Annotated in this window: 15 protein-coding genes; 8 read left to right on the top strand and 7 right to left on the bottom strand. The window is 67.6% G+C overall.

What is annotated here, in order from left to right; genetic code table 11:
* Positions 1–20 precede the first annotated feature (20 nt).
* Positions 21–695, bottom strand: a complete 675-nt coding sequence (locus IPG50_16320; GenBank protein ID MBK6693754.1) for a hypothetical protein — start codon at positions 693–695, stop codon at positions 21–23.
* A gap of 411 nt (positions 696–1,106) precedes the next feature.
* Here IPG50_16320 and IPG50_16315 point away from each other — a divergent pair, with 411 nt between their 5' ends.
* Positions 1,107–1,940: a hypothetical protein gene (locus IPG50_16315; GenBank protein MBK6693753.1), complete on the top strand. Its 834-nt coding sequence runs from the start codon at positions 1,107–1,109 to the stop codon at positions 1,938–1,940.
* Between the two features lie 164 nt (positions 1,941–2,104).
* Positions 2,105–3,076: a fatty acid desaturase gene (locus IPG50_16310; protein ID MBK6693752.1), complete on the top strand. Its 972-nt coding sequence runs from the start codon at positions 2,105–2,107 to the stop codon at positions 3,074–3,076.
* Here IPG50_16310 and IPG50_16305 read toward each other — a convergent pair.
* The 5 genes from IPG50_16305 to IPG50_16285 all read right to left on the bottom strand — a co-directional run bounded on the left by IPG50_16305 (position 3,057) and on the right by IPG50_16285 (position 10,973).
* The gene (locus tag IPG50_16305; protein MBK6693751.1) at positions 3,057–4,259 is read right to left on the bottom strand and encodes a hypothetical protein; all 1,203 of its coding nucleotides are present in this window, start codon (positions 4,257–4,259) and stop codon (positions 3,057–3,059) included. The two genes, IPG50_16310 and IPG50_16305, sit on opposite strands and share 20 nt — an antisense overlap.
* The gene (pepQ, locus tag IPG50_16300; GenBank protein ID MBK6693750.1) at positions 4,252–5,592 is read right to left on the bottom strand and encodes a Xaa-Pro dipeptidase; all 1,341 of its coding nucleotides are present in this window, start codon (positions 5,590–5,592) and stop codon (positions 4,252–4,254) included. Before pepQ ends, IPG50_16305 begins: the two co-directional genes overlap by 8 nt.
* Positions 5,593–5,676: 84 nt before the next feature.
* Positions 5,677–6,063 (bottom strand): VOC family protein, encoded by a 387-nt coding sequence (locus IPG50_16295; GenBank protein ID MBK6693749.1) that lies wholly within the window; start codon positions 6,061–6,063, stop codon positions 5,677–5,679.
* Between the two features lie 2,541 nt (positions 6,064–8,604).
* Complete coding sequence (locus IPG50_16290; GenBank protein ID MBK6693748.1) at positions 8,605–8,874, bottom strand: AgmX/PglI C-terminal domain-containing protein; 270 nt, start codon at positions 8,872–8,874, stop codon at positions 8,605–8,607.
* A gap of 314 nt (positions 8,875–9,188) precedes the next feature.
* Entirely contained in the window at positions 9,189–10,973 is a 1,785-nt protein-coding gene (locus IPG50_16285; GenBank protein MBK6693747.1) for a hypothetical protein, read from the bottom strand.
* 104 nt (positions 10,974–11,077) lie between these two features.
* Here IPG50_16285 and IPG50_16280 point away from each other — a divergent pair, with 104 nt between their 5' ends.
* The 3 genes from IPG50_16280 to IPG50_16270 all read left to right on the top strand — a co-directional run bounded on the left by IPG50_16280 (position 11,078) and on the right by IPG50_16270 (position 13,321).
* Complete coding sequence (locus IPG50_16280; GenBank protein MBK6693746.1) at positions 11,078–11,782, top strand: hypothetical protein; 705 nt, start codon at positions 11,078–11,080, stop codon at positions 11,780–11,782.
* 105 nt (positions 11,783–11,887) lie between these two features.
* The gene (locus tag IPG50_16275; GenBank protein ID MBK6693745.1) at positions 11,888–13,093 is read left to right on the top strand and encodes a hypothetical protein; all 1,206 of its coding nucleotides are present in this window, start codon (positions 11,888–11,890) and stop codon (positions 13,091–13,093) included.
* Between the two features lie 15 nt (positions 13,094–13,108).
* Positions 13,109–13,321, top strand: coding sequence for a hypothetical protein (locus IPG50_16270; protein ID MBK6693744.1), 213 nt, complete (start codon positions 13,109–13,111; stop codon positions 13,319–13,321).
* Positions 13,322–13,381: 60 nt separating this feature from the next.
* On the opposite strand, the gene IPG50_16265 is transcribed toward IPG50_16270, so the two are convergent.
* A complete protein-coding gene (locus IPG50_16265) occupies positions 13,382–14,998 on the bottom strand; it encodes a HEAT repeat domain-containing protein (protein ID MBK6693743.1) in 1,617 nt (538 codons plus the stop codon).
* 155 nt (positions 14,999–15,153) lie between these two features.
* Here IPG50_16265 and IPG50_16260 point away from each other — a divergent pair, with 155 nt between their 5' ends.
* From IPG50_16260 to dusB, 3 genes are all read left to right on the top strand, one after another.
* Positions 15,154–15,507, top strand: a complete 354-nt coding sequence (locus tag IPG50_16260; protein MBK6693742.1) for a hypothetical protein — start codon at positions 15,154–15,156, stop codon at positions 15,505–15,507.
* A 126-nt stretch (positions 15,508–15,633) separates the two neighbouring features.
* A complete protein-coding gene (locus IPG50_16255) occupies positions 15,634–16,497 on the top strand; it encodes a 1-acyl-sn-glycerol-3-phosphate acyltransferase (protein ID MBK6693741.1) in 864 nt (287 codons plus the stop codon).
* A 42-nt stretch (positions 16,498–16,539) separates the two neighbouring features.
* Complete coding sequence (dusB, locus tag IPG50_16250; protein ID MBK6693740.1) at positions 16,540–17,508, top strand: tRNA dihydrouridine synthase DusB; 969 nt, start codon at positions 16,540–16,542, stop codon at positions 17,506–17,508.
* The last annotated feature ends 23 nt before the right edge of the window (positions 17,509–17,531 follow it).

Below are 17,531 nucleotides of genomic sequence, written 5' to 3'. Positions count from 1 at the left end.
GCGAGCTCGGTGCGGCGCCGCTACGGCATTCGCGTGACGAACGACATCACCATCGCCGCCACGGTGAAGACCCACAACATTCCTAGCGCCGTGAAGAGTGCGACGGTCGCGAGCAGTCGAGCGTTGGGTGGCGCGGTGCGCATCGCGATGATCGGCACGACGGGCGGCGCGGCGATGGCGTTCAAGAGCAGTCGATCCACGGGCGTCGGCTCGCGGCGAGGGCTTGTCTTCGCCGTGGTCGATTCCCAGGTCTCCCAGGCCTCGGCATGCGACGGCGCCGTCACGAGCGTGGCGTCATTGTTGGCGAACACGTTCGTCCGCTCCGCCTCCATGGGCGCGATGGCGCCGACCACCTGGGCCTCGACGACCTTCGGGCGGAGCTCCGAGGCCGGTGCCGCGTCCGTCGCCGGCCCCCTTTCACCAGAGCCTACGCTGCCGCTCTCGCGCAGGCCGCTTGCAAGGACGGCAGTCTCGCCGGGCGCTTCGCCGACGGCTGCGAAGACGCGAGTCGGTGTGTCGCCGTATTGGCGCGTCTTGCCGCCGTCGTCGCCGGGATGCGGAACCATCACGCGGGTCACTTCGTCGTCGTCGCGCCGCACGTCAGGCCGCACGCGCTGCATGGTGCCGCTCGCAGGGCGCCGCGGCTCCGCGGCGGTCTGCTGTCGTGTCCGCGCAAGTTCAGCGTTCTTGCTCATTGGTTCCCCACCCGGAAGGTTTGAACACAAAGCACGCGCTCTCGAGCGACTCAACAACGTCCCCGTGGCGGCTTTCTGTGACCGCAGCTTACGCCGCGGACGTGAGACTTCATCGTTCCTGTGAACGCGCATCGGGGAATGTGTCGGATGGACGCCGACATTGGCGGACTACGGCGGCTGTCGAAGCGCGGTCCCGGAGTGGATCAACGGCGATCGCACTGGCTCGCTTCAAGCACCCACCTGCGAGATCGGCCGACATCGGTCATCCCCGAGCGATGCGCACTTTTGGGGTCCGTCGCCCGATGGATTGGGCGTTGCAGGTTCTGAGTCGTGGCCCGCGACGTTTCCGGGCGGCGACATGAGACTGCAAATGTCTACATCGGGTTGTCCAAACAGGATGGTGGGTGCGACATGGGGTTCTTTCGCTGGCTCAGCAACGTCTTCGGCGGCCGTCAGGCGACGGTCGCTCCCGTTAGCAAAGAACTCCGCCGCCCAACGTCGTTGATGCCTCCGCCCGGCGACCCCGTTCGCATGGCGTGGGATCAACTGAAGTCCTTCGTGGCGCGCTGCGAAGCGCAGTCGCTCGACCTCGCCGGTCTTCACGTCGACGACCCCATCGGATTTTGCGCCGTGCGTGCGCGCATCGAAGAGCGGAAGCTCGCGGGCACGAGCGCCGAGGAGGCGACGCTCGCGGAGGGCTTCTCCTGCGTCGATCACTGGGTCGTCGTCGAGCGCTACTTCCAGGCCCGCTACTCGGAGCTGGTGCGCTTGCCCACGGGCAAGGTGGCCGTGCGCTACGTCGAAGCATTTCAGCGCGCCACAGAGCGGGCCGAACACCAGGTCAACGGCGAGCGCACGCGCCTTGAGCAAGCGGCCTCGCTGCGGGAGCCCATCGCCGGCGTGACGCTCGAGCGCTTCGCGGAGATCTCCGCCATGCTCGCGTTCCTCGGCTCGGACGCCACGCGCGCCCGCACCACCGAGGTCCTCGCGTCGTTCGGCATCGGGGCGGCCACCTTCGGCTCCGTCCGGCGCGGCTGGGAAACGCGCATGGAAGGCGATTCGACCAAGTCGCTGCGTCGGACCTTCCGCGCCGCGTGGACCTTCACGCAGGAGCAGCTCGCGTCGGGAAAGCTCAAGGTCGCGGGCACCGTCGACCAGGAGATCTCGAAGGTCTCCACGCGCTACACCTGGGTCGAGTCGATGGAGGCTCGTCCCGAGTACCGCAGCTCGATGATGACCGGCTAAGGCCGCGACGGGCGGAACCGGGCCGTATCGGGCGCGCAGTCGCTGCGGCCCGCGCCGCGCTAGCCGGCGAGATTTGCACGCAACTTTCCTCGCGCAAGCCAAATCGCCCGAGACAGAAAAGAAAGCTTTCGCGCGCCCATAAGGCGGGCTAGCAAGGTCGCGACATGCGCCTTCGCTACGCCTCCGATGTCCGCACGCTTCTTTGGACGTTCGTTCTCACGCCGGCCCTGGCCGCGCTGCTCTACGCGCGCCCGGCCCTCGTGCCGTACCTCTCCTGGGTGAGTTGCTACTTCGCACTCGCCTGCGGCGTCATCGCGCACAACCACAACCACTGCCCGACCTTCGAGAGCAAGCGCGCCAACTCGATCTTCGCGGGCTGGATCTCGATCTTCTACGGGTACCCCACGTTCGCGTGGATCCCGACCCACAACCTGAACCACCACAAGTTCGTCAACAAGGCCGGCGACGCGACCATCACCTGGCGCTTCACGAACAAGAACAACGCGCTCGTGGGCATCACGTACTTCTTCGTCTCGAGCTACTACCAGAGCGGACCCATCAAGGAGTTCATCCGCAAGGCGAAGGCCGGAAACCCGAAGCTCTATCGCCAGATCGTGACCCAATACGTGGTCTGGGCGGGCGCGCACCTCGGCCTCTTTGCGCTCGCGCTCGCGATCCATGGGCCCAAGACGGGCCTCTACGTTTACGTGTTCGCCTTCGCGCTCCCCGCGTTCTTCGCGCTCTGGACGATCATGTTCTTCAACTACGGGCAACACGTGCACACGGACCCGTGGTCGAAGCACAACCACTCGCGCACCTTCAACGGTCGGCTCCTCAACTTCCTGCTCTTCAATAACGGCCTTCACACCGTGCACCACGAGCACGCGAGCGCGCACTGGAGCACCATGCGCGAGATCCACGAGAAGATCGCGCCGGAGATTCACCCCGAGCTGAACCTCCGGAGCTTCTGGTGGTGGGTCATTCGCTCGTTCTTCTTGGCGCCGATCTTCCCGTCGATGGGCACCAAACAAATCGGTCGCGCGCCCTTCGACACCGAATCGCCCCGCACCGCGGCTGTCGAGACGGCGACCATCGGCGAGGCCGTCGAGGCGGGCATCAACGCTCCGATGGTTTGACGCAGGGCACGTCGAGCGGCTGACCCGTCCGAAAGGCGTCGAGCACGAGCGCCGTGCACGGATCTTCTCCTCCAAGGCGCCAAAGCGCGATCTTCGAGAATCCGTGCTCCAGCGCAAGGGCCAGGCGTTGCCGCGTAGCCGTGTGGTCTTCGATGAAGATGGGGCCACGCTGCGCGCCTCCATCACCAAGGGTGACGGTCGCCGTGGCCACGGTGCTTAGCGCCGAGTCGTCGAAGCGTCGCGAGCTGGTGCGGACTGTTCGACCGCGGATGCGGCCTCGATGGAGCGCGCTCCAAAGAAAGTCACTGCGCCCTTCCATGAGCGCGCCGTCGACGCGCCCGTAGAGAGGCACGCCGAACGCGAGGCGATCGAACTGGTCTTTCGGGACAAGTCCTGCGAGTCGCGAGAGCGCTCCCACGATCCACTCGCGGGGTTGTGGCGGGCGAGCGCCCGTCGTGTCGTGGTCGTAGAGCATGATCGCGACGAGGTCGCTTTCGGCCGTCAGCGCACGGAAGTCGTATGCCGACCCCGGTGCCGGTTGGACGCAGCTGCTCGTCTTCGCAGCCGCCGGCGTGAGCGAGAGGGGACATGGCGCCGGGAGCGCGAGGGCGAGACGCTTCTTGTGGCGACGGAGCCGCGCGCCCAGGCTCTTCACGAGCGATGAGAAGAACTGGCTCTCCCCAACGAGCCCCTCGAAGTCCAAGAGGACACCGCCATGGTCGGTCGCCAACGCGAAGAGCTGGTCCTCGAGACGCGTCGTCATTGCGGAATCGCTGAGCGTGCGCGCTAAGCGGCGCGCGCAGCTGCCTCCGCAGGCGACCAGCGGCAGCCGGTCCCGCTCCGCGAAGCGCGCGATGGCGCGGGTGAGGCGCTCTGAATCCTGCGGCCGCGACCACGCGGTGATCTTGGGTTCGGCCCCCTCGAAGCTCACGCGATGAAGAACCGGGCTCACCAGGGTGACGCCGCGCTCCGCTTTCAAGCTCGCGAGGCTCTCGTCGTCGCCGATGACCCACGCGAGCACCTCTCTCGGCGGCGGGCCCGCGTCGACAGACCCCGCGACCGTCGACTCGCTGGGCGCTGGGTCTCGGGTGAGCGGTTCGGCGGTCGGTACGCAGCCGCTCAGCGCCGCCAAGAGCGCGAATCGCAACGCGGTGAAACGCCCGTCAACGCGGGCGCTAGCCAAGGAGCGCGCCACCTACGGGGAGATGCTCGCGCGTGAGGTTCGCGATGTTGTCGGGCCCTCGAACGTAGAGATCATCCTCGATGCGGATGCCTCCCATTGGTGCGATGGCGTCGACGGCCTTCCAATCGACGAGCGACGCGTGCGCGCCCGCGCGGAGCTCGGCGAGCAGGTGGTCGATGAAGTAGATGCCCGGTTCAACGGTGAAGCACTGGCTTGTCTCGATGGTCGACGTGTTGCGCAGCCAGGGGTTCTCGGGCTTCGGCTTCACCAGCGCGCAGCCCACGTCGTGGCACTGCAAGCCGAGCGAGTGTCCGAGTCCGTGCGGGTAGAACGCCCGCGTGACGCCGCCGGCCACGAGCTCATCGGGGCTGCCCTTTCCGAGGCCGCTCGCCTTGAGAATGCTCGCCACGCGGCGGTGCGACTCTTCGTGGAGCGACTCGTAGCCGCTATCGACCTTCACGGCCGCGCAGAGCTCCTTTTGAGCCTCCTCCAAGCCCGACACGAGCTCAGCGAAGGTTGACGCGGTCGAGCCCTTGCCCTTGACCCACGTGCGCGTGATGTCCGACGCATAGCCGAGGAATGTCGCGCCTGCGTCGACGAGCAACGACTCCGCATCACGCGTGCGCGGATGCTTGCGGTAGCTCACGTGATGCAGCGTTGCTGCGTTCTCGCCAAGCGCCACGATGTTCTTGTAGGGCGTCTCGGCGTCGTCTTGTTTCGTTGCGGCGAGGTACAAGAGGTGTAGGTCGAGCTCGGAGCGATCACCGGCGGCGAAGGCGTCGCGGAGCGCCGCGTGTCCCTTTGCGGCCCGGAGATTGGCCTCCGCGAGGCATGCGGCTTCGTAGGGCGTCTTGCGGGACCGCAAGCGGTCGAGCGGCCCCAAGAGGTGAGGGGCGTTGGGCTCGACGAGCCCCCAAGCGTCGGCTCGCGCGACCTCTTCCCCAATGAACGCGAGCTTCTTTCCCGCGGGCAGGAGCGCCTTGACCTCGTCGACGCTCTTTGGCCGTTCGACGCGGAGGACCTCGAGGAAGAGCTGATGCTCAGGCAGTGCCGGCCGCTCCCAGTAACTCGTGCAAGCGGTCCAAACGAGGATCGGCGCCGAACCGGTCACGAAGATCAGCGCGCAGTCGGCATCGGCGATGGGAGCCCAGTGCTGGAAGTGCGGCGTCGCGCGGAGAGGCCAATATTGGTCGTCGTATTCGGAGCGCTTCTTCTGGACGCCCGAGTGAATGACGACGCCATCGAAGCCGGCGGCCGCGAGGGTCGTCTCGTAGGCCCGGGTGAGCGACTGGATGTGATCGCGATAGAGCGCGAGGAGTAGAGCGGAATCCACCCACGTACTCTACATCGCCCAGCGTGATTCGGCGTCACGCGGTTGTCAGGCTGCGGCGCGGGGCTCGCTTCGTGACGGACGCCTCTACTCGGGCGAATGGCAGACCGCTTCGATGTTGTGGCCGTCGGGATCGAGGACGAACGCACCGTAGTAGTCCTTGTGGTAGTGGGCGCGCGGCCCCGGCGGGCCGTTGTCGTGCCCGCCGGCGGCGAGGGCCGCTGCGTAGAATTCGTCGACGACTCTGCGACTCTCGGCGCGGAAGGCCAGGTGGATGCGCGGCTCGTTCGGCGCGCCCTCGCTGACCCAGAAGTCCGGCTTGGGCGGGACGCCGTAGCCGACGACGACGAGGCCGCCGGTGTGCTCCTTCGGCACCTCCATCAGCTGGCGGTAACCAAGCGGTGCGAGCGCCTTTTCGTAGAAGGCTCGGCTCCTGGCGGGATCGCTGACTCGGAAACCGGTGTGGTCGATCACGGGAAGAAGGCCCTTGGGCTCCGCGAACGTCGGAGCAGGTGGCGTGACAAAATAGCCGAAGGGCGGCTCGGTCACCCGGCCGCCCTTCGCGGAAGTCTTCTTGTCCTCACCACGCTTCGCCGTATTCGGGCGGGCGCGTCCGGCTCTCGCCGGAGCGGGACCCACGGCTCATCACCTCGCGAGTGATGGGCTCGTGCACCAAGTGGGGGACGGGGGGCGCTTTCCGGGCCCGCGCGGTTCGCGCCTGCGGGCTCGGTGCGTAGCGACGGTATTCCCGACGCCAGCTTCAGTGGACTCACCCTCGGAACACGCGGCACGTGGCTCACCCTCGAACGGTGACGGCCTGCCTTGTGTGGACCCCCCGCGCCTTGCAGGGCTAGAGGAGCCTTGTCCGAAAACGTTCCCACCTCTGATGTTCCTTGTCGCGCATGAGGCACCGGTCGCTCGGCTCCAGCCGATGACCAGCGGGTGATGCTTTCCTCACGAAGAGCAGCGCACCGCGATCCTCTTGCGTCAGGACTGTTTCACGGACACCCGGTTAGAGGCCATCCGCTTCCCAGCCCAGAACACCTTCCGTCGTGTACGGAACCGCGCGGGACTCTCGCCCTTTGCAGCCGCTTCGCTTCGTCGAGGTGTGTTCCTCGATGTTGCGTAGCGCGTACCCTTTCGCCCTGTCTCTGCAGCGCCGCGCTTTATCACGCGCCGCCGTTTCCTTCAGGCTAGGCACCCTTCGAGTTCAAGCTCTCTCGAGCGTTGGACCCACGGAGGTACCGAGGCACTTCCAACCGACGTTTGCCACCCAACAACGTCTCTTCCCAAACTGCACCCGTGCTCACGTCGCTCGACTGGTTCTCCGGGCTCACACCCGGTTCGGCCGAGAAGATCCTGGTTCACGCCAGGCCGATCCTGCTTCGGTGGGACCGTGGCCGGTGCGGGAGGGGTATTCGCCCTCGAGCACTCGACCCAGCCTTCACCTCTGACGTCCTCGTCGCGACGGTTCATGAACTCTCGAGCCTCTCAGCTCGACGAATCCAGTCCCCGAAGCCAAGGCTGCCCGTGCCGGCGGCGCCGTGAAGCGACCGCGCGATAGAGCAACCAGGACGCCTTCCACCGAAAGTGCCCCGAGCGCCTTCCTCCCTGGGGAGGGGCTACCCCTCGCGGAGTAACCGGTCTCGAGACCCGACGAAAGCGAGGTACGCCTCTCCTCCGCCAGCAAACTCCCTTCGCGACTCAAGGCTGGTGCTCACCGAAGTGCGCACGAGGTGTTCCCTGAGAGCTAGCCCTTGCCCGCGTGTGGTGACGGTCCGAGATGGAGACGTCAGGCGCACGCATCGACGGGGCTGGAGTCGAACTTCCGACTTCTGCCGTACGTTTTCGACGCACGGGCACACCCATACGAGCCCTCGATCCTCCTCCGCGCTGGGCGTGCAGCCCCGGTCCGCGTTCGACCTCGAAAACCCCGCTTGCGCCGAGCCTTCGTGGTCGTCCCGAGCGTGATCAGCGCCCGAGTGAGGAGCCATGCCCTCTGACGGTGCTCCCGGCGGCCGATCTCTCGGCCGTCGCTCTCGCGAAGCTCCACTCGCGGGAGATTGCGTGCCGAAGCGACGCGACCCTGCGAACGAGCCTGGGGTGCAACGGAGCGTGACGGTGACTAGCCGACACGCGACATGGGTCGCGCCCCCGAAGTGAAGGCTCCGCGGCGATTCCTGCCGTGGGATCCCCTCCTTCGAGGAGCGCGGACACCCCGTGTCGTCTCGCGAAAGCTGCCAGTCCGGAGGTTCTCTCCGCTCTGGCTGGCGCATCCTGGAGGGAGGCCATGCCTTCGCAAGGACCTAGACTTTGGACTCCGGCTCTTCCGCGAAGAAGAGGCCGACGTCGACGGTCGGGGTGCCTGGAACCCTTCGTAGGAACGGGTGACGGCGGAGGGTCGCCCCTCGCGCCGCTCGTCCGATCTCCCGGCCGCGCGGCTCTTGCGAGCGTTGCGATGTCGAGAGACCAGCGCCACATTCAGCCTCGCCAGAAGCGACCCCGCATGAAAAGTGCGAAGCCGCCTAGGTGAGGTGATCGAAGCGCGCCCCTTGGGAATCCGCGGGGTGTGGGCTTCGATCGTGGCGCCCGAAGGGCCCTTGCGATCGAGAAGCTCGCGAGCTGGTGTGTCGCGAACTTCCAAGAGCACTTATCGGTGATCGCGACGCCAATCGCAACGCGAAAATCGCGTCTCATTCACTTTTGTTTCGCATAGGTTTCCCACAGGGTTGTCCACAGGATCTGTGGAAAAGTGGCCAAAAGGCCGTAAATGTTCGCGGTTTTGTGCGGCGAGGCGAAGTGCGTCACTCCGCGCGCAACGGGTGAGCGGCGCCGACAATAACGTTTGTATGAAGTGTTTGATTGATGTGTTTGTTTGTCCAGTTTGATGGTGTGCGAAGCGCGCGCGTCCTCGCGAGGCGATGCGCGTCATCGCGCGAGCGACGCTGCTCCCTCGTTCGTGACTTGCGAGTGCGCGCGGCCGTGCGCGGCGTTTGGCCTTGGCGTCCGGTGACGCTACTTCGCGCCGAACGTCTTGCTCACCGCGACGTCCTTGCCCCTGCACGCTTTGGCGTCGAAGGGCTCCTTCTTCACGGCCTTCACCATGCACGCCACGGTGCTCGCATCGAGGGTGGACGGATCGCTCACGGCCTTGCCAACCTTGCCCTTGACGTCGACCTTGAGCACCACGCGCACGGTTCCCTGGAGCTCGGGGTTCTTCTTCTTGCCGGCCTGGTAGCACTCGTTGAACTTGGCGCGGACCCGCTCCTCGAAGGGCGCAGCCACGAGCGCGCAATCGTCGTGACCTTCGGCGATGAGCCCCGCCGTCTTGGGCTCGTTCTTGATCTCTGGCGCGGGGCCGTCGGTGCCGCGGGGCTTGAACTCGGCTCCGCCGCGCCGCCATCGGCAGTCGATCGAGGCGCGGCTAGCGGCTCGTCGCTCGTCGCCGGCGGGCTCGCCGGCTCGCTCGGCGTAGCCGGTGCCGACGCGGGCGGCGCCGCGGCGCCTCCACAGCTCGCGAGCGCGAGCCCGACGGAAATGCAGAAGGCGCAGGCAGGGGCGGAGAGCAGGCCGGCGGGAGAAACGCGCATCCCCGTACGCTACAAAGCTTTCGAGGGTTCGGCGCGACGAAACACCAGCGTGCGGTGGTCGGCGTCGAGGGCCGTGCGGGCCCGCAGAATGGCGCGGCGGCCGGGCTCGAGATCGATGACGCGCGGCGCCCCGTCGAGCGTCCACGCGGGGCCGTCGGTCAGCGGGACGGCGTAGGGCGCCGACCGCTGCGCGGCGAAGGCCACGATGCCGTTCTCCTTCGCGCGTCCGAGCACGTCGGCGCCGCTGGGCGTCTCCGTGATGCCTTCGAGCGGCACCGGTTCGAAGCCGAGCGCGACGAGTCGCCGTGTGAGGGCCACGACTTGCGCCGCGGCCGTCGACGCTTCTTTTCCTGGCACCTCGGCGAAGGGCTTGAGCCACGTGGGCAAGCCTCCGTAGGCCACCGCTCCGTCGGCCCGTCCGCGGGCTTCCAGGAAGTTTGGACGGCCCGCATGCGTGCACGCAGCGGTGCGTGCCGGCTCGCCGGCGGCGTCGCAGGCGAGCGTATCGGAGAGCGCGGGGGCGCCGGGGCTCGCGCTGCCCTCGCCACCGAGCGACACGACGAAAGTGCGCGCGTCGTCGGGCAGCTTGCCCGCTTTCCAATCGGTCGTGTGAATCGGAAACACGCGCGCCGCTCGCAACGAGAGCTCGGCGTCCCACGTCGCATCGGCGGCGTCGAGCCACACGCGCGCGCTCGTTTTGGCGCGCGCCGCGATGCGCGTAAGCTCATGGCGTCCACCTACCCGGAGCGCGCTCGCGCGCAGCACGTGAACGGCGCCCGCGCCCTCGTGGGACACGCCGTAGGTGCGCTCCGCCTTGGAGCACGCCCCAACGGGGACCTTCGACGACGAAAGCGGACGGTTGCCGCCCGGGAGACGCAGCGCGACGGTGTCGGCGGGGCCTTCGGGGATGGCGAGAACACACTCGCCGGCGCCCACGCGGAGTGGGAAGAGCTCAGCCGTGCTCGACGCTCTCGCGTCGTGGCGCACGCCGCTCGACGCGAGCTCGGCGGCGCGCGGATCGCTCTGCCACGCAGCCCCCAACTTCTTTTCGTTGGCTGGCGCGTCGCGTTCCATCGTCAGCCAAGCGTCGATGTGCTCCTCCTTGCAGGCGGAGTCGAGGACCGTCGCCGGTCGCGCGCCGCCGCGGGCGAAGCCGAGGACGCTTCCGAAGCGTTTGGCGTCGCCTTGCAGGAGGCGGACGCTTCCCGTCTCGGTCTTGGCTTTGACGACCACGGTGTCGGGCACGCAGGTGCACAGCCCCACGCTTCCGAGCGCCTCGAGCGAATCGCCGTCGTGCGACAGCTCGATCGATGTGGGCACCCCAGCGCCGTCGGTGCCGAGGGCGACGACGCACACCCCGGCCGCGACGGGGACTTCGAGGTGGTTTGCCTTGCGCCAGAGGGCCCAGGGCTCGGGCGGCGTTTCGCGAAGGCCTAACGGCTCGAACGTTCGGGCGAGGCGCGCGGACGACGCGAGCTTGGCTTTACGCCCCTCGTAGAGGCTCTGGGTGGTCCAGCCTACTGTTCCAACGACGGTGATCGTGATCAGCGAGGCGGCAAGACGCCGGCGCCTCGTGCGGCGCGCCTCGGCCTCCGCTTGGTCGAGCTGCCGCCGCCGGCGCGCCATCGCCTGAGCCTTTTCGCGCTCGGCCTTCGCGAAGTCGGGGTGGCGGCCGTCGAGCACCGAGAGCGCGTGCTCGACCTCGGCCAGCTCTTGCTGCGGGGACCGAATCGGTCCGTCGCTCAGCATGAGGCTGGGCGAGGACGGCCTGGGTGGCTTGGGCGGCTCAGCCACGTCGCGAATGTAGAAGGGAATCCCTGGTCAAGGAAGGGCGACGCGGAGACGGACCCGGCGCCGGGGAGGGAAGGCGCGCCGACGGGCCGCGTACAACGACACGAATGGCCTCCGGGAACACGCTGCCGAGCTACGACGACGACGACGTCCCGACGGCGAACGGCCTCCCGTCCGGCCGCGCGGCCTCGCCCGTCGCCAGTGCGCCCGCGGGGCCCGACGACTCGGCCGCGCGCCCGAAGAGCGTGTCGGTCGTGCGGCTCAAAGTCTCCGTGCCTGACGAAGCGACGGCCGCGTGCCTCGCCTCGCTCGCCGAGCACCAACTGCGCCTGACCGAGAGCCTAAGGTGGGGCCGCGCTGTGCTTGCTGAGCTGCCGCGGGACGTCTCCACGCGCGCCGCGGGTGCGACGGTCGGCGCCCGCCTCGCCGACGCGACGGCCGTCCGCGACGCACTAAACGAGCTCAATCGGGCGATCTACGAACACCTTGAGGCGATCGGATTCGAGATCGTGAGCCCCCAAAGCCCGCTCGTCGCGATGCTGCAGGCGGTCCACGGTTGGCTTTGGACGGTCCTCTACGAGCTGGTCGCCCTCATCGACGAGCTCCACCGCCTGGAGGCGGACTGGACGGCGTTTCGCGAGCGTCTGAACCGGGCCAAGGCCTGGCTGCCGCGCGCCCGGGTTGATGAGGTGCGGGACTTCATTGCCCTTTGCGACGATCTCCCGGCTCGGATGGAGCTGAACGGGGCTTTTGACGAGCTCGTGTTCGCCCTCTGCTTGCTCGAAGGAAACCTCGAGCACCGCTTCGGCTGATTAAATAAATCGCCGCAGAGTGGACTTTTTCACCTTGCGGGTCGCCGCGGTGGGGCTAGACCATCCGCCTCCGCCATTTCAGCAGATTGCAGGAGAGAAGGTTACATGGGCTCCATTCGTTCACTGGTTCTCGCTTCCGTGGTTCCGTTCGCGTTCGCGGCTGTCGCCTGCGGCGACGATGGCGACCAGGGCTCCACGGTCGAAGCGCCCAAGGCCACCGAGGGCGTGATGCCCCCGATCAACTCGCAGCCTGCTGCTGCCGCCGCACCCATTTGCGCCAGCGCCGAGTCCGTTGCCGAGGCCACCAAGGAGCCTTCGAACGTGCTCCTCGTGCTCGACCGCTCGGGAAGCATGAAGATCAAGCTCTCCAACAGCGAGACGCGATGGGCGGCCACCAAGCGCGGGCTCTTCGAGCTGCTCGCGAACCTTCCGGCGACCACGAGCGCCGGCGCCATGATGTTCCCGCAGGGCGACAAGCCCGTCGACTTCTGCTCCATCAACGCGACCAACGAGGTCGAGTGCGTTCAAGGCCCGGCGCGTCCGCCCAAGGCTCCGCGCTGCACCTCCGGTACGTACAAGATCGGCGTCGGTAACGCGGCCCTCGATGGCGCGCAGGTCGACAAGGTGAAGGCCTACGTCGAAGCTTCCGATCAAGAGTTCTATTACGGCACGCCCATGGCGGCGGCGCTCGGTGCCGCCATCACCGCTCAGCAAGCGTCCACGCTGCCGGGCGCCCGCTCGGTCGTCCTCTTGACCGACGGCAACCCCACCGACTGCCACACCGATGCCGACCCCGGTGCAAACGACATCGGTCGCGTTGTCGCCGCGGCGCACGCCGGCGCGACCAGCAACCCGCTCGTCCGCACGTTCGTGATGGGCGTGATCGACGGTACGAAGGGCGCGACGCCGGAGAACCTGTCGAAGGTCGCCAAGGCTGGCGCCACGGGTCGCACGGCGGCTTGCGAGTCGACGAACGACTGCTTCTACGCCCTCAACGCTTCGACGTTCCAAAACGACATCCAGAAGGCCTTCGCGGAGATCTCGCTCCAGGCCTTCGATTGCACGTTCAACCTCCCGCCGGCCAACGCGCAAAACGACGCGAGCAAGACCAACGTCGAGATCGAGACGTCGTCCGGTTCGAAGACCGTCGCCAAGGACGCGAACCACCAGAACGGCTGGGACTACCTCCCCAACGGCACGCAGATCCAACTTTACGGTCAGGCCTGCCAGGACATGAAGTCCGACGCGAAGGCCAAGCTCAACATCGTCATCGGTTGCAAGACCGTTGAGGCGCCGGGCAACCCGAACTGAGCCGAGCGACGGCCCATGACAGCCACGACGCTTCGCTGGCTCGCACTCGCGTCCGTCGTCGCGCTCGCGGCGGCGTGCGCCGGCAAAGATCCCGGCGGCGGCCCCAACTACTCGACGCTCCCTTGCGCCGAGACGTGTGGGCAGGACCGGGCGTGCATGAATCGCTGTACGCCGGTCACGACCACCACGCAGCAGCCGCTCCCGGCGGGCCTGCAACCGGGGAAGTAGGCGCGGCCGAAGTAGACGCGCCCAAGTAGACGCAGCCAAGCAGACGCAGCCAAGCAGACGCTATGCGCTTACCAGCGCGAGCTTGTTCTTCGCCATCTTGGCGATCTTCGCGCGGCCGCCCTTCTTGACGACCTCGCCAAGGAGCTCTTCGCCAACGGGGTGGCCCTCCTCGGCGAAGTGGAAGCCGAGGTAGAAGAGGTCCTCGAGCTCGACAGCGCGATCCTTGCGCAGGGCGCCCGCGAGGTCGTAGCCGCGCGCGAGCAGGGCGCTCAACTGCTTTAGCGCCTCGTCGCCAGCGCGAGCCTGAGGGCGCGTGTCTTTGGTGCGCTTTGCAAGCTCGAGCGTCGCCAGGGCGTACCGATCGTGATCGGTGGCGCCGTCGGTCTTGCAGACGAGCCGCATGACCGTCACCGCCTTGTCGGTCGTGCCAGCCTTCTTGAGCTTCAGCGAGAGCGCGCGGAGCGCTTCGCTCGTGCCCTCCGGATCGGCGTCGCGGACGACGTCGAGGAGCGCTTCCCAACCGCGCCCGGTCGCGAATTGCTTGAGCGCCGCGTCGAGCAGCTGCTTTCGCATCGCGGGGGCGATCTTCTTCGCCGCCGGCCGGAGCACGTTGCGGAGGATCCACGATCGGTCTGGGTTGTCGCTATCGAGGAGAGCCTTCGCCAGCAGCGGCACGGCGGCCTCCATCCCTGTCAACGCCGTCGCTGCCAGCTCGACGCGGCGTCGGTCGGGGCCCAGAAGCACCGCCACAAGGACCGCCGCTGCGTCCTTGTCGGCTTGCCGACCGAGCTGCTCGATGACGAAGCGGGCGCGCTCGCCGTCGGGATGGTTGACCAACTTGGAGAGGCGATTGGCCACACCGCTCGGCAGCTCGAGGCTGCCGAGGGTGTGAAGCGCCGTCTGGGCCAGCGTTCGATCGTCGAGCGACGCCGCGTCGAGCAGAGCCTCCACAAGCCTCACCGGCGCCTTCTTGTCCTTGAGGCAGAAGCGCATCGCGATGATGGCCTCCTGACGGACCTTCGGCGGTTGCTTTTTGTCGGCGGCGTAGGCGAGGAGCGTGGGGATGGCCTTCTCGTCTTCGAGGAAGCCCATGATCTTGAGCACGGCAGCGACCGCGTGCGGGGCCTCGCCGCCCTTGGACTTCGCGTTCTTTGCCAGGAACTTCTCGGTCTCCGTCAGGTACGTCCGACGCTGCCGACCGTCGGCGCTCTTCGCTCGCTCGCGCACGGCGATGGCGGCGGCCTTGCCCTCTTCTTCGTCTCCCGACACGAGCGTGGTGAGGAGCGCTGTGAACGCGTCGCGGCCGCCGAGCTCTGCGAGGACGCCTTCGAGCGCGCGCCGCTCCTCTGGCAGCGCCGACGCCATGCGCGCCTTGATGAGCGGCACGACCTCTTCGCCGACGCTGGTGATGGCCGCCGCCGCGGCACGACGCACGTCCGTGTCGTGAACCTGCAGCAGCGGGAAGATCTTCGGCAGCGCCTTCTTGGCGCCGATGCGCGCGAGGCCGACGAGCGCGTGGCGCTGGAGGATGTGCACATCCGACCCAAGTGCCTCTGCAAGCGCAGCGGCTACCTCGGCACCCTTTGGTCGAAGCTCCGCGAGGACGACCGCCGCGGCGATCTGCGTTTCGATCGAGTCGCTCTTAAGAAGCTGGAGGATCTTAGGAATTTCGCTCATGGCGGCGCGCGAGGATCATCCGAACGGCGCTCTCGCGCAAGCCACGCCTCCCATCGCCGGGTCGAAAAAAGCGCCGCATCAGCGAGGGAAGAAGTTGCCCGCCACGCGAGAAAAAGGTGGGAGCGCCCCGCGTCCTGGGTCACCATTCACGCAGAGTGAAGATTCGGGCGGCAGCCAACGGCGACAACATCAATTCGAGGCCGACGATCCCGGCGCCCGCATCGGCGCCGGAGGATGACGACGCCGACGAGTCCGGTGTTTACGCCACACGCCACTCGCAGTCCGACCTGGCGCTCCGGATTCCGTCGCTCTCGCTCGTGCCGATGGTGCGCATGAGCCCTGCCGAGCTCCGCGGCCTGCCGCTCGACCCGACGTCCGCGTTTCTCCTTGGCGTGATGGACGGGGTGACGAACCTCGAAACGTTGCTCGACATGGCGCCGGTGCCCCGCGAAGACGCCCTACGCAGCCTCGCGCTCCTCGTTGACTACGGCGTGATTCAGCTCCGCTGAGCCCGCGTCCGGCGCGCCCGGGCTCGTCGGTGCGGGCTCGTCGGTCCGGGCCTCGCGACGCACCCAAGCGCGCCGTCTTCGCCGATTCCCTTGCGCGCGCCCCCGAATTCGGCCAAACGGTCGCTGGTGGAAGCGCCCGCCCACTCGCGCAAGACGAATGACCTCCTCGAGGACGATCGCGGTCTTCTGACGCCCCTCGAGCGGCTGCAGATTCGCTTCATTCGCGAGAGTTTTCGCCACGGGCCCATCGACCGAACGCTGCGCGCCTGCCAGCGCACCCTCGGACAGGCGTGGATCAACAGCGCGCTGTCGCACCTGCGGCAGGTACAGGGGGCCTCGCGGCTCCCGTCGTTCGACCCCAGCGCCAGCTACATCCTGGTCAGCAACCACCGGAGCTTCTTCGACCTCTACGCCATCACGTCGTACCTCGTTCGCGGCGGGCTCCCTCACCGGCTGCTCTTTCCCGTTCGGTCTAACTTCTTCTACGACCACCCCTTCGGGCCCTTGGTCAACGGAGCCATGAGCTTCTTCGCGATGTACCCGCCGGTGTTTCGCGACAAGAAGAAGGCGGCCCTGAACCTCGCGGGCCTCGACGAGGTCGTCCGCCTCGTGGAGCAAGGCGGCACCTTCGTCGGCCTTCACCCCGAGGGCACGCGGGGCCGTGGCGACGATCCCTACGAGCTCTTGCCTGCGCAGCCGGGCGTGGGGCGCATCATTCATCGCTCCCGCGTGACGGTCATTCCGGTCTTCGTGAACGGCCTCCTCAACGACATCGTCAAGCAGGTGTGGACCAACTTTCGGCGCACCGGCGACGAGGTCAACGTCGTCTTCGGCGCGCCGCTCGACTTCAGCGATCTCTACGCCAAGAACGGCAGCCCGAGGGTCTACCGCGAGGTCGCGGAGCGCACGACAGCGGCCATTGCGGCCTTGGGCGCCGAAGAAAAGGCGCTCCGCGAGGGGAAAAATAGCCCCGCCGCGCCGTTCTGCTAATAGGTGCCCGCCGTGCCGCACCACCCCATTGCCGCTGCCCAGATGCTGAGGGAGCGCCCCGTCATCCTCGCGCCCATGGAGGATGTCACCGACGACGTCTTCCGCCGTCTTTGCCGGCGCTTCGGCGCGCGCATCGCCGTGACCGAGTTCGTCAACGTCGAAGGTCTGTTGCGAGGCTGCAAGAACGCGCGCCGGAAGATCCGCCTCGCCGACGACGACATCGGCACGGCCATCCAGATCTACGGCTCCGACCCGGAGCGACTCGCGGAGGCGGCGCGCGTGGCCGAAGAAGCCCAGCCGCTCTACATCGACGTGAACTGCGGCTGCTGGGTCCCGAAGATCGCAGGGCGCGGCGCCGGCGCGGGCTGGCTTCGCGACCCCGACGCGATGGTCGCCATGGCGCGGCTCGTGGTGGAGAGCGTGTCCATTCCTGTCACCATCAAGACGCGTGTCGGCTGGGGGCCGGAGTCGCACATGCCCATCGTCGACCTCGCGCGCCGTCTCGAGGACACTGGCATCGCGGCCCTGACGATTCACTGTCGCACGGCGCAGATGGGCCACAAGGGCGAAGCCGATTGGTCCTGGGCCCAGAAGGCCCGCGAGAAGGTCTCGATCCCCGTCATCGTCAACGGTGACGTCAAGAGCGCCGACGACGCCGCCCGCGCCATCGAAGAGACGGGCTGCGCCGGCGTCATGGTTGGCCGCCGCGCCATCGAGCACCCTTGGGTGTTTCGTGAAATCGAGGCCAAGTTTCGCGGCGAGCCGGTCGTCTTGCCGACGGTCGCGGAACGCATCGAAACCTGCAAAGTGCACCTTCACGCGAACGTCGAGGCACGCGGCGAGCGCCACGGGGTCCACGTGACGCGCCGCCACCTGAGCGGTTACCTCCACGGCCTCCCCCACGCGGCGCAACTCCGCCGGCGCCTGATGGGCTGCGAGACGGAAGCCGCGTGCGTCGAGGTCCTGGACGAAGTCCTCGCTGAGCCGCCGCTCGCCGCCGTTGCGAACTGACGCGTCCGTGTTGACACGCCGGT

The sequence above is a fragment of the Myxococcales bacterium genome (genome assembly GCA_016703425.1).
Lineage (GTDB): Bacteria > Myxococcota_A > Polyangia > Polyangiales > Polyangiaceae > JADJCA01.
The sequence above is the reverse complement of the archived record's forward strand: the minus strand, read 5'-3'. Positions and strand labels throughout refer to the sequence as shown.

Bases quoted from the DNA above. Each gene is read 5' to 3' on its own strand.
- IPG50_16320 (MBK6693754.1), bottom strand. From the start codon at position 695: ATGAGCAAGAACGCTGAACTTGCGCGGACACGACAGCAGACCGCCGCG.
- IPG50_16315 (MBK6693753.1), top strand. From the start codon at position 1,107: ATGGGGTTCTTTCGCTGGCTCAGCAACGTCTTCGGCGGCCGTCAGGCG.
- IPG50_16310 (MBK6693752.1), top strand. From the start codon at position 2,105: ATGCGCCTTCGCTACGCCTCCGATGTCCGCACGCTTCTTTGGACGTTC.
- IPG50_16280 (MBK6693746.1), top strand. From the start codon at position 11,078: ATGGCCTCCGGGAACACGCTGCCGAGCTACGACGACGACGACGTCCCG.
- IPG50_16275 (MBK6693745.1), top strand. From the start codon at position 11,888: ATGGGCTCCATTCGTTCACTGGTTCTCGCTTCCGTGGTTCCGTTCGCG.
- IPG50_16270 (MBK6693744.1), top strand. From the start codon at position 13,109: ATGACAGCCACGACGCTTCGCTGGCTCGCACTCGCGTCCGTCGTCGCG.
- IPG50_16265 (MBK6693743.1), bottom strand. From the start codon at position 14,998: ATGAGCGAAATTCCTAAGATCCTCCAGCTTCTTAAGAGCGACTCGATC.
- dusB (MBK6693740.1), top strand. From the start codon at position 16,540: ATGCTGAGGGAGCGCCCCGTCATCCTCGCGCCCATGGAGGATGTCACC.